The organism is Massilia eburnea (genome assembly GCF_009720745.1).
GTDB lineage: Bacteria > Pseudomonadota > Gammaproteobacteria > Burkholderiales > Burkholderiaceae_D > Rugamonas > Rugamonas eburnea.
This window is the reverse complement of sequence record NZ_WNKX01000024.1, coordinates 49,362-61,435: the sequence shown is the minus strand read 5'-3', so window position 1 is coordinate 61,435 and position 12,074 is coordinate 49,362. Positions and strand designations below refer to the sequence as shown.

Here is a 12,074-nt window from a genome sequence, read left to right as displayed (position 1 = left end):
CTTAAGCGATGGATTTCGCAGCGTCCTTGATGGCCGCGCGGATCCGTTGATAGGTGCCGCAGCGGCAGATATTGCCCGACATGGCGTTGTCGATATCGGCATCGGTCGGCGCCTTGTTCGTGCGCAGCAGGGCCGTGGCGCTCATCACCTGGCCGCTCTGGCAGTAGCCGCACTGCGGCACGTCGTGCTTGACCCACGCATCCTGCACCGCCTTGCCCACCTTGTCGCCGGACATGGCTTCGATGGTGGTGATCTTCTGCCCGACAGCCGCCGAAATCGGGGTGATGCAGGAGCGGATCGCCTGCCCTTCCAAATGCACCGTGCAGGCCCCGCACATGGCCATGCCGCAGCCAAACTTGGTGCCGGTCATATTGAGGTTATCTCGCAGCGCCCACAGGATAGGCGTCGAGGGATCGGCATCGACTTGAACGTCGCGCCCGTTGATATTCAATGTGACCATGCAAGCTCCTTATTTGATGGTGGCGAACTTTGCTTCGAGGGTACGTTGATCAACTGCTCCTGCAATGCGGCTGCCGTCGGCGAAGAAGATCGCCGGGGTGCCGTTAATATTGATTTTCTGGCCAAGCGCCAATACCTTGTCGTTCGGCGAGGTGCAGCCGGCCGGCGCAGGCGCCGGGGCTTTGCCGTTCAACATCCAGTCATCCCAGGCCTTGTTGCGGTCGGCCGAACACCAGATGTTCTGCGACTTGGTCGCGGATTCCGGCGTCAGGATGTTGTACAGGAAGGTATAGACGGTCACATTGTCCACATTGGCCAGGGTGTTCTGGCGGAAGCGCTTGCAATAGCCGCAATTCGGGTCTTCGAAGATCGCCATCACGCGCTTGCCATTGCCCTTTACGGTCTTCATGGCCAGCTCTTTCGGCAAATCGTCGAATTTGATCTTGTTCAGGTCATCGATGCGGGCCTGGGTCAGGTCCTGCGACGTTTTCAGGTCGAAGATATGGCCTGCCACCATGATGCTGCCGGTCTTGTCGGTGTAGCGGATTTCACTGCCGACGCGGATTTCATACAGGTCTGCGTATTGGGTCTTGATGATCGAATCGATCTTGACGCCGCCCAGGCGTTCCGTCAGGACCTTGCGCAGTTGGGCTTCCTCTTTTGCGTTCTGCGCATCCGCACAGGACATCAGCATGACCGAGGCCATGGCCAATACCAGTTTACTCATCTTCATAAATTCTCCGCTTTACAGCTTACCAAGGGCATGTGAAATCAGCCGGCGCTTTACGCCCGGCAATTTATCCAGCAAGTTTAGCCCGAAATTGCGCACAGCGCGCACCGGTTCGAGATCGGCGCCAAACAGGCGTTCCAGGCCGTCCGTGGCGGCCACCATCAGGCTCACCTCCTCCTTGCGCGCGCGGGCGTAGCGCGCCAGCACCCGCTCGTCGCCAATGGAGCGGTGTTCTTCGCGCTCGGCGACCGCTTTGACCAGCTCCTGCACGTCGCCGAAGCCCAGGTTCATGCCATGGCCAGCCAGGGGATGCACGACGTGGGCAGCATCGCCGACCAGGGCCACCCGCGACGCCACCATCGCGTGCGGGCGCATCAGGCGCAGGGGGAAAGACTTCACCACTTCCGGCTGCAATGGTGTCAATTTGCCCAGCTTTTCAGCAGCAAAAACACCGAGGCGCTCGGCCAGGGCCGTCGCGCCTTCGCGACACAGTGCCTCGGCCAGCATGTCGGGCGCCGACCACACCAGCGACACCTGGTCGCCCGGCAGCGGCAGCAGCGCCACAATGCCCTGCTCCCCCGTGAACCATTGATGCGCCACGCCATGGTGCGGCAGTTCGCTGGCGAAGTTGGAAACCACGCCACTCTGGTTGTAAGGACGATAATCGAGGCCGATGTCGCACTGGCCGCGCACCCAGGACTGGGCGCCGTCCGCACCCACCACCAGCGCGGCGCCAAGATGGGAGCCATCGTCCAGGGTAATGACAGCGCCTTCGTCGTCATGCTTCAGCGACACCGCCTTGCCATGTACAAAATGCACGTTCTGGGCGAAACGCAGCGCCGCGTCGAGCGCCTGGTTCAGGTTACGGTCTTCGACGATCCAGCACAGGGTGCCGGTGTGGGCGCCATAGGCATCGAAATTCAGCGCGCCGGCTTTGGCGCCGTCGCCGTTGACCAGCATGGCGTCGACCGGTGCGATGCGCGACTGGTCCATCGCGCCCCAGACTTTGAGCGAGTCGAGCAGGCGGTGGGCAGTGTGATTGAGGGCGAACACGCGCACGTCCCAGCTGGCCGGGTCCGGGCGGTCCGGCGCCCGGTTCGGCCCCAGCAAAGTCGCACTTAATCCGGACTGGGCAAACGCCAGGGCTGCCGCTTTGGCAATGGCGCCATTGCCGACGATGCAGACCGCAGTCTGCACATGGTGATGCGAGGGCTTGTTCATCCGGCCATTATAGCTTTCCCTTAATGGAAAAAGGCTATTGCAATCCAAGGATTCCCTGCTATAATGCTGCCTCTTGGCCTGGTAGCTCAGTTGGTAGAGCAGAGGACTGAAAATCCTTGTGTCGGTGGTTCGATTCCGCCCCGGGCCACCAAGAATAAAAAGTGAAAAAGCCGACCCTTGTGGTCGGCTTTTTTCGTTTTCCTTCCTTGCTTGGCTCCAGCTTGTGGTCGACTGGCTTAAAGTTGATACCGTCGTACACGTCACTAGTCAGCTGGCCATCCTGCTTCCTTACTCTCACGCTAAATAAACGCGGTCCCGTTTCTGGCGTACCTCCGCAATCCCGTGAGTGTCGCTCTCTTAGCGCGAATTCAAAATATGCCGGCTTCTCGGTCACATCGATTACGCCGCAATCGCCTTTCAGCATCGTAAGCTCGTATTTGCGGATGGCATCCAAGGCAATTTTGGTTGCTTCTTCCCTTGACTTCACTTGACCAGAAAACGCAAGTGAACAGATTAGGAAGAGAAGGGCCGGCAGGCTGCAAAGGGTTTTCATATCATCTTATGTGGCTACTTCCTAAGGAGCGGCACAATGTGCGAATGAATGATCGCCTTCAATTTTTTCGCGTATTGCGGGTCTGTAGCATACCCAAGCCTCGCAACATTTTCGGCGAATTTTTCTGGATCGTCGCGATACGCCAGCGCTGTCGGATATCTCCGAAGGATCAGCGAAGCATAGTCAGCGGCGGAGTCCGCGTAACTCGCATAGGCTCGGAATTCATCAATTTCGCTGATACGCTGCCCAGACAATGTCACTTCATGCGTTAAAAATTTCGTTGATCGCCCGGAATCTGACTTGCCTTTTATTCCAAAGTACGCGTTTTCTTTCACTGACCTGCCCCAATTGCTTTCCAGCGCCGACTGAGCAAGGATTACTTCGGCTGGAATGCCAGTACGTGCAGAGATAATATTTGCGTCACTGGCATGGAGACCGACGAAATGCGCAACGTGAGCTGGCTGCTGCCTGGGCTGATGCTTATGCGTACGCGTAAGCGCTATGGCGTGGCCGTGACGAGTCATGAGCAATCCAATCATTTAGAAGCGGCAAGACATCCACCTTCAGTATGGAGTTAGCTCAGTTTTCAGCATTGATCAAACTCAACCGCTGCCAAACCGCGGAGCGGAGAGTCGTTCAAATCACCACAGGTGTTTGCCATCGATCACGGTGATATCCGCCGTGGCGGCATCAAAATTGTCGAACAGGCGCGCGTTCACGACCACGCGGCGGGCTAGTCCATCCCAGCCTCCGTCAGTCTGGAAGGCGGGTGAGTCGGTATAGGTCGCGCATCCGCACATAGGGCAAAAATGGTGCGCCACCATCCTGGTATTCCATCGGTAGGTGCTGTCGCCGCTTGGCGGTGGCACCAGGCGGAATTGGTCGGGCGTGAAGGTCGCCGTTAAGGCGCCGCGCTTGGAACAGAATGAGCAGTTACAGCGCACAAGCTGGGTGGGAATTTCGGCATCGATCGAGAATTCGACGGCGCCACAATGACAACTGCCTTTGATAGTCATGACCGGCTCCATGCTGTGAACGCGCTTTGCGTTGGAACCGCCAATGTAGCGCCAAAAAACCGCATCGGGATTGTCAGCGCCTATCGTGCGCACCCCGTATGAAAAAGTTTGTTCGCTATGACCGCTCTGCTGGCAACCATGGTCTCCGTTCGACAACACCACCAGCGCGGAAGCGGAAGTTGAATACTTCTGGACACCAAAAATCGGGATGAAGATGCGCTATGTGAAGGAAACCTTGGAGGCGCAGGGCTATCAGGATAAAAAAACGCCGATCATTTGATCGGCGTTTTTTCTTCCAGTGACTGGTTTATGGCTTGCTTGTCTGCGTTGCGCCTGACGCGCCGGCAGCGGCCTTGGCGAAGTCGCCAGCCTTGATCACCGAAACGGCTTCCGGTTTCAGGTTTGCGCGCAGCGCTTCATTGACCTGTGCCACGGTCAGGGCGCTCACTTTGGCTTCCAGGTCTTTGTCGAATGCCATGGTGCGTTCGAAGCTCAGGTAGTTCGCCAGGCGGTTAGCCAGGCCGGCGTCGCCGGTACGGCCAACTTGCTGCGACTGCAGCCAGGCTTTCTTGGCATCGGCCAGTTCCGCGTCGGTAAAGCCGTCCTTGAGCGCCTTGGCCAGTTCTTCACGCAGCGCCGCTTCCACCTTGGCGGTGTTTTGCGGTGCGCTGATGGCGAAAGCCAGCCACATGCCGGCCGGGTCGCGCGCTGGCACGGACAGTTGCGAACCGACGCCGTACGACAGGCCCTCTTTCTGGCGGATGCGATCTGCCAGCCGGCTGCGCAAGGCGCCGCCGCCGAGCATGTAGTTGCCCATCAGCAGTGCCGGATAAACCGCCGCGTCGTCCTTCATCGGCACCGGCTGGATCGCGAACAGGACCGAGTTCGCCTTGTCCGGCGTCTCCAGCAAGACGTTCTGGCCCGCCACGTCTTTCATGCTGGCGGCAATGCGGACGTATGGCTGCTCGGCCTTCCAGTTGCCGAACAATTTGGCGGCTTGCGCCTGCACGGCGGCGACGTCGAAGTCACCCACCACGGCCAAGGTGGCGTTGCCCGCGCCATAGTAGGCTTTGTGGAAGGCTTTGACTTGTTCCAGGGTCGCCGCCTTTTCTTCCGCCAACTGCTCCGGCAAGGTCATGGCGTAGCGCACGTGGCCGGCCGGGAAAGTATTGGTCAGGCGCGCCAAGGCGTTGCTGGCCAGCGGTTGCGGCTCGGTCATTTGCTGCTCGGTACCCGAGATCATGTCGCGCTGCTGCTCGGAGAAATCCTTGGCGGTGAATGCCGGCTTCATCAGCGATTCAGCCAACAGGTCCAGTGCCGCGGCCAGGTTGCCGCGCGTGGTGGTGACGTTGACTGTGACGCCTTCCGCCCCGCCATTGATGTTCACGTTCGCCTTCAGCTTGTCCAGTGCGTCCTTGACTTCCTGGCGCGACAGGCGTTCCGTGCCGCTCAACAGCAGCGACGCGGCCAGCTCACCGGCGGTGGCTTTGCCGGTCAGGTTCTCGGCGGTGCCCATGCGCAGCTGGATCGAGGCACTGACGGTATTGCCCTTGGTGCTCTTGGGCAGCAGCGCCAGCTTCATGCCGTTGGCCAGCACCAAACGCTGGGTGCGTTTTTCGATATTGTCCGGGCTTGGGTCGAACACTTCGCCCTGGGTGATGGCTGCGTGGCCCTTGTAGTCCTTGACCATTGCGGCAACATCCGGCGTCTTCGGAACTTCGGTGCGGTCAGCCGCGTCGGTCGGGATGAAGCGCGCCAGGGTGCGGTTAGCCGGCTTCAGGTACTTGAGCGCTGCCGCCTGCACTGCTGCCACGTCGACTTTCTCGACCTGGTCGCGGCGCAGGTGGAACAGGCGCCAGTCGCCGGCAGCTTGCGCCGAAGTCAGGGCGATGGTGAAGCGCGCGGTGTCGTTGACCGTCTGGTCGATGTCCTTGGCGATGGCGGCCTTGGCGCGCTCCACCTCGGCGTCGGTGACCGGATTGGACTTGATGTCCTCCAGCGCCTTCAGCATTGCCTCCTCCACCGCTGCAGTCTGGCCGTCTTTCGGCACCACGGCGGCGAACAGGCGGTAGCCCGGCTCCATCTGGTTGAAATCGAGATCCATGACGGAAGACGCCAGCTTGGCATCCACCAGGGCTTTGTGCAGGCGGCCGGCCGGTGCGTCGGTCAGGATCTTGCCCAGCACCTGCAAGGCTGCCGCATCGGCATGGCTGGCCGGGGCAACGTGGTAACCGGCGGCGACAAGCTGGGTGCCGCCGGTGCGGCGGATGGTGACCGAACGTTCGCCGTCCTGGGTCGGCTCCGCGGTATAGGTCGGCGCCAGCACGCGGGCCGGCTTTGGAATTTTGCCGAACAGCTGGTTGACCTGGGCCAGTACCTTGGCTTCATCGAAGCGGCCGGCGACCATCAGGATCGCATTGTCCGGCTGGTAGTAGCGCTGGTAGAAAGCGCGCAGGCGATCGATGCTCACGCCCTCGATGTCGGAGCGGGCGCCGATGGTCGATTTGCCGTAGTTGTGCCAGTCGAAGGCGACCGACATGGTGCGCTCTAGCGTGACGCGGAACGGATCGCTCTCGCCGCGTTCGAACTCGTTGCGCACGACCGTCATTTCGCCCTTCTGGGTTTTGTTGTTCCACAAGTCGTCCTGGCTGATCGGCGAGTTGACCATGCGGTCCGCTTCCAGCTCCAGCATCTGCTTCAGGTTGTCGTCGTTGGCAGGGAAAGTGGCGAAGTAATTGGTACGGTCATACCAGGTGGTGCCGTTGAAACGGCCGCCGATCTGGTTCAGCACTTCCACCGGGGTCTTGGTGCCCTTCTTGACGCCGAAATTGGCGGTCGGCTTGAACAGCAGGTGTTCCAGCAAGTGAGCCATGCCGGTTTCGCCATAGTTCTCGTGGCGCGAGCCGACCATGTACACGATATTGGTGGTCAGGGTTGGCTTGCTCGCATCCGGGAACAACAGCACGCGCAAGCCGTTGGCCAGGCGGTATTCGGTAATTCCCTCAACCGAGGTCACTTTGACCGGGGTAGCCTTGACAGCCGAGGCGGTAGCCGGCGTGGCTGGTGCAGCGGCGAATGCTGGCGACAGGATCCCTGCGCTGAGCATGATGGCGGTGAGTAGCTTCACTAACTGGTTCCTATAAAAAAATTAAGGTTATTAATTATATAACCTAAAGTTTCCAGAAAGCTATCTACCCGCGCTGGGCTCAGTCAAGGAAGTCGCCGTACTCGCGCTGCGAATAGCCTTTCAGCTGCTGCCACGGCAGTGCCGTGGCGATGCTGGCCTGGGCTTGCACTTCCATCCGGTGGAAGACGGTGGCGGCCTGGTCGCCGCTTTCGATCACCAGCGGGATCTGGCGCTGTTCGTCCCACAACACGCGGCGGAAGGAGCCGTTGCGCACCAGCTCGCGCCAGCGTGCGCCGGGTACGGTGGACCGGCGTTGCGACAGCGGCATCGCCTGCAACAGCTTGGGGTCGAACAGGTAGTAGGCGTTGGTCCAGGAGCCGTCGAAGTCGACATTGCCATATTCGCCTTGCGGGACGGCGATCACTTCCTTGTTTTTGGCGTCAACGTATTCGAGCTGGGTCTTGTCGCCTGCCAGTTGTACGTGGCGCGGCAGCAGGACGGGATTGAAGTGTTTGTGCACGCTGTGGTCGTGGTCAGTGGCCTGGGCGGCAACCGCGGCTTGCGGCGGCACGACGCGGGCGACCCAGACGTGGCCGGGGCGGCGCAGCATGGTTTCTTCGTAGCGGACTTCGCGCGTCACGCCTTCGGGGGTGATGGCTTTGCTGTAGTACTGGATGCGCAGGTCGAGCGGTGGGGCGGCGGCAGGGGTGGCGGCTTGGGCTTCGGTGAAGGCCAGTGCCAGGGCAAGGAATGCTTTGCTGAGGGTCATGATTCTTAGAACCGGTAAACCGGTGCCTGACCCGCAGGGTCAGGCACCGTGCTGCGTTTAGAAGCCGAAGGCGGACTTCAGGAGGGTGAACACTTTCGTGTTGTCGATGGTGCCTTTGAAGGTCTTGGAGGCTGCACCGGCGCCGGTGGCGAACAGCTTGACGTCGCCGCCGCCGTGGGTTTCGCTGGACAGGCGTACGCCGGTTTCCTGCAGGTAGTTGTCACCCAGCGCGGTGGCGCTATCGACGTTGGTGCGCAGGTCAGGACGGTTCGGGCCATTGCCGAACACCAGGGTGGTGTAGGTGTTGCCGTCGGCGTCCTTGCTTGGCTGGCCGGTCTTGTAGTCGCGGTTGATGTCCAGGATCGGGTTGCCGCGCTTGCCGTAACCGTTGAAGGCCAGGGTGTGGTCGTGGTCGGCGGTGACCACGATCAGGGTGTTGGCCAGGGTCGGGTCGGTCAGCTTCGCTTTGTCCAGCGCGGCCTTGATGGCGTCGTCGAAGGCGATGGTGTCGGTCAGTGCGCGCTTGGCGTTGGTGCCGTGCAGGGCGTGGTCGATGCGGCCGCCCTCCACCATCAGGAAGTAGCCGTTCGGGTTCTGCGACAGCAGGTCCATGGCCTTGACGGTCATTTCGGCCAGGCTTGGCTGGGTCGCGCCTTCGCCTACCGGCGGGGTGGCGCTGCGGTCCAGCTCATATTCCAGGTGGCTCTTGCTGCTGTACAGGCCGATGAACTTCTTGCCGTTTGGAGCGGCAAGCATGTCCGCCTTGGTCGCGGCCACGGTGTAGCCTTTGGCGGCCAATTCAGCCAGCAGGTCGCGGCCATCGGCGCGGCCGGCCTTGTTGGTGGTGGCGTTGAATGGAGTGAAGTGATTGCGGCCGCCGCCCATCAGCACGTCGACGCCGTCGCCCAACGCGGTGTTGTAGCCGGCGCCGCCTGGCACGGCCTGGGCTGCGATGGCGTACTGCGCATTGCGGTTGCAGATGTGCGAATAGGTTGCAGCAGGCGTGGCGTGGGTCAGTTCGGTGGTGGTGATCGAACCGACGGCCTTGCCCTTGGCCTTGGCCAGTTCCAGGATCGTGGTGGCGGCGGTGCCGTTGTTGGCGGCGCAGTTGTTCACGCCCAGGTTGCCGTTGGCATCCTTGGATGGCGGGGTTGCGACGGTGTCCGACGACATGGAGATGACTTCATTGGCCATCTTCACGCCGGTCATGTAGGCCGCCATCGACGGCGCGGAGTCGGTGGTCTGGGCGTCGAAGGAGTAGGTCTTGACGCGCGCGGTGCGCTCCAGCTTGTCCATATTCAGGCTGCCGTCTTCACCGTACTTATAGATACGGGATGCAGTGATGGTGGACGGGCCCATGCCGTCACCCAGGAAGAAGATGATGTTTTTGGCTTCGCCGGATGCGTTGGCAACGTTGACGAAACCCAGTGCCAGAGCGGCGGCAATCAGAGTGTGCTTCATATGCGGTTCCAGTTCTTTGAATGTGATCACAGGCCGGCGGCGGCTTTTACCAGGGCGTTGACCTTGGTGTTGTCGATGGTGCCGTTGAAGGTGTCGGCTCCCTTGCCGATTGCACCCAGGAAGACGTCGGTACCGCCGTGGGTCTCGTTACCGGCAGATACGCGCACCACAGCTTCCTGATGGTAGGTATTGGCGCTGGTCACGCTGTCGTCCAGGCTGGCCATGGCGGTGCGCGAACTCTGGGTGCGGTTTTCGCCGTTGCCGAAGCCGATGATGGAGTACGGTGCGCCGTCGGCGTCCTTGGTCACGGCGCCGGTGACGTAATCCTTCACCACGCCCAGCACGCCGGCATTGGCGGCGGTGGTCTTGCCGGTACGCTTGGCGTAACCGTTCAGCACCAGCGTGTGGTCGTGGTCGGCGGTCACCACGATCAGGGTGTTCTTCAGGTCAGGATCGGTGCTGCGGGCCTTGGCCAGGGCGGCCTTGATCGCGTTGTCGAAAGCCTGGGTGTCCTGCAGCGCCTTCTTGGCGGTGGTTTCGTGCAGCGCGTGGTCGATGCGGCCGCCCTCTACCATCAGGAAGTAACCCTTGCTGTTTTTGGACAGCACATCCATGGCCTTGGTGGTCATGTCGGCCAGGCTAGGCTCTTTTGCCGGGTCGCGGTCCAGGTCGTAGCTCATGTGGCTGGACGTGAACAGGCCCAGCAGGCGGCCGGTCTTGGTGCCGTCGATGGCGTTGAATTCGGCGGCGTTGCTGGCGTAGGCGTAGTTCATGGCCTTCATTTCAGCGATCAGGTCGCGGCCGTCAGAGCGCTTGCCGCCGTTCGCGACGGTCTGGAAGAACTGGCGGCCGCCGCCCAGCAGGACGTCGAGGCCGTTGCCCAGTGCGGCGTTGTAGCCGGTGCCGCCTGGTACCGCTTGTGCAGCGATATCGTTTTCCAGGTCGCGGTGGCAGATGTGGGAATAGGTGGCGGCTGGGGTAGCGTGCGTCACGCGGGTGGTGGTCACCACGCCGGTCGACAGGCCCTTGGCCTTGGCTTGTTCCAGCAGGGTCGGAACCGATTTGCCATTGCCGCTGCCGCAGTTGTTACCCAGCTTGTTGCCGTTGGCATCGTTGACCGGATCGATGGCCTTGGTGTCGGACGACATCGAGATCACTTCATTGTTCATCTTCACGCCGGTCATATAAGCCGACATCGAAGGCGCGCTGTCAGTGACTTGCGCGTCGTTGGAGAACGTCTTGACGAAAGCAGTTTCCGGCAGGGTGTCCATGGTCAGTTCGCCGTCTTCGCCAACCGCATAGATACGCGCCGCGGTCATGGTCGCCATGCCCATGCCATCGCCCAGAAAGAAGATGACGTTGGTTGGCGTGCCGGTGTTGGTTTGTCCGTCGGTGGACGAGGACGTGCCACTGTTATTGCTGTTGCCGCAGCCGGCAATCAGTGCGGCGACGGCGACGCTGATCGCCGCCTTCAGGGAGGCCTTGTATTTCATGGATGTTGTTCCAGCATGGTTGAAAAACCAACACGATAGCGGCGCTTTATGACGGCGCCGTGACCGTTCCGAGGAAATGCGAAAGCAGGCCTGGTCGAAATATGGGCACTTATAATTGTTTCTTTTTTTCCGGCCAGCGCATGCCCAACACCTTGAAATTCGCCTTAGCGACGCTCCTTCTGCCAACGGCGGCACTGGCCAATGACGGGGTTGCCGCAGTCGGCGTAGGCGGCATCGTATTCGGCAAGACCGACGCCATCGCCATGAAAAAGGAAGTGCTGACCATCAGCTACGACAAGATCAGCGTCGACTACGAGTTCCTGAACGAGTCGAGCAAAGACGTGGAAGAAACCATCGTGTTTCCCCTGCCGCCCTACTCAGCCGTCATCCTTCCCAGCAATGCCTATTATGGCGAGCCAAATGGTTTCTCTATTCAAGTCGACGGCAAGCCAGTAACGTTTACGAGTCGTATCTCCGCCCTGACACAAGAAGGCAAGGACGTTACCGCCCAACTGAAGAAACTCGGCTTGAACGATACGCAAATCGCCAACCCAAGCGTATTTGCGAGCGGCGATGACAGCACTCCTCCCGGCTTAAGCGAGGGCCAGATCGCGGCATTGGTCGAACTTGGTTTGTGGAGCGAAGCGCCTGAGGGCCCAGGCTGGATGGCGAAGGTCGACTATATCTGGACGCAAAAATTCGCGGCCAACAAGCTGGTGCGCGTGCACCACGAATACCGCCCATTCGTCGCTGCCGGAAGCGGATCGGCGATGTACGATGATGCCGCCCAATTCCAAAAGAACTATTGCGTCGAGCCGGGCTTCAAGGCCGCCCGCGCCAAGACCGTCGGCAAGAAAACATACTTCGACGGGCTCGACGTCTCCTACATTCTTACTACCGGCAATACCTGGAAGCGGGGCATCGAAGACTTCACCCTCAATATCGTCAAACGCGCGCCTGACGAACTGGTCAGCCTTTGCTTCCCCGGTACGTTAAAAAAGATCGATCCCCTCACCTTCCGGTCGCACATGTCCAATTTCAGACCAGCGCAAGATCTCCGCATTCACTTCGGCAATGTCGTCGATCCATTTAAAAATTCCGGCGTCATGCCGAAAGTGAGCCATTAATTCCACATCGCGAAAACCGGATTCCACATCGTAGAAAATTGCTCGGCGGCGCACCATGCCGCTCAGTTCATTCTACGAAAAGGCGTTTCATATCATAAGAAACTAAAATTAAGTCATT

General features: G+C 60.3%; 10 protein-coding genes and 1 tRNA gene. 2 read left to right on the top strand and 9 right to left on the bottom strand.

Translation table 11 applies throughout. The annotated features are described in order from the left end of the window. Position 1 precedes the first annotated feature (1 nt). The 3 genes from GM658_RS23640 to GM658_RS23630 are packed head-to-tail and all read right to left on the bottom strand — an operon-like array spanning position 2 to position 2,410. A complete protein-coding gene (locus tag GM658_RS23640) occupies positions 2-460 on the bottom strand; it encodes a (2Fe-2S)-binding protein (protein WP_155456518.1) in 459 nt (152 codons plus the stop codon). A gap of 9 nt (positions 461-469) precedes the next feature. Beyond that, positions 470-1,192: a DsbC family protein gene (locus GM658_RS23635; protein WP_155456517.1), complete on the bottom strand. Its 723-nt coding sequence runs from the start codon at positions 1,190-1,192 to the stop codon at positions 470-472. Between the two features lie 12 nt (positions 1,193-1,204). After that, a complete protein-coding gene (locus GM658_RS23630) occupies positions 1,205-2,410 on the bottom strand; it encodes an FAD-dependent monooxygenase (RefSeq protein ID WP_155456516.1) in 1,206 nt (401 codons plus the stop codon). Positions 2,411-2,485: 75 nt separating this feature from the next. On the opposite strand from GM658_RS23630, the gene GM658_RS23625 reads away from it, so the two are divergent. Further along, positions 2,486-2,561: transfer RNA gene (locus GM658_RS23625), tRNA-Phe, on the top strand. Positions 2,562-2,977: 416 nt separating this feature from the next. On the opposite strand, the gene GM658_RS23620 is transcribed toward GM658_RS23625, so the two are convergent. The 6 genes from GM658_RS23620 to GM658_RS23595 form a co-directional block, all read right to left on the bottom strand. Then, positions 2,978-3,487, bottom strand: coding sequence for a glycoside hydrolase family 73 protein (locus GM658_RS23620; protein WP_170298938.1), 510 nt, complete (start codon positions 3,485-3,487; stop codon positions 2,978-2,980). A 117-nt stretch (positions 3,488-3,604) separates the two neighbouring features. Beyond that, complete coding sequence (locus tag GM658_RS23615; protein WP_155456514.1) at positions 3,605-3,979, bottom strand: GFA family protein; 375 nt, start codon at positions 3,977-3,979, stop codon at positions 3,605-3,607. Between the two features lie 307 nt (positions 3,980-4,286). Then, positions 4,287-7,106, bottom strand: coding sequence for a M16 family metallopeptidase (locus GM658_RS23610; protein WP_170298937.1), 2,820 nt, complete (start codon positions 7,104-7,106; stop codon positions 4,287-4,289). Positions 7,107-7,185: 79 nt separating this feature from the next. Beyond that, positions 7,186-7,875, bottom strand: a complete 690-nt coding sequence (locus GM658_RS23605; protein WP_155456513.1) for a hypothetical protein — start codon at positions 7,873-7,875, stop codon at positions 7,186-7,188. 57 nt (positions 7,876-7,932) lie between these two features. Further along, positions 7,933-9,336 carry an alkaline phosphatase gene (locus GM658_RS23600; RefSeq protein ID WP_155456512.1) on the bottom strand — a complete coding sequence of 468 codons (1,404 nt, stop codon included), beginning with the start codon at positions 9,334-9,336 and terminating at the stop codon, positions 7,933-7,935. Positions 9,337-9,362: 26 nt separating this feature from the next. Next, positions 9,363-10,829 (bottom strand): alkaline phosphatase, encoded by a 1,467-nt coding sequence (locus tag GM658_RS23595; RefSeq protein ID WP_155456511.1) that lies wholly within the window; start codon positions 10,827-10,829, stop codon positions 9,363-9,365. A 101-nt stretch (positions 10,830-10,930) separates the two neighbouring features. Here GM658_RS23595 and GM658_RS23590 point away from each other — a divergent pair, with 101 nt between their 5' ends. Then, entirely contained in the window at positions 10,931-11,956 is a 1,026-nt protein-coding gene (locus tag GM658_RS23590) for a DUF4424 family protein (protein WP_155456510.1), read from the top strand. The last annotated feature ends 118 nt before the right edge of the window (positions 11,957-12,074 follow it).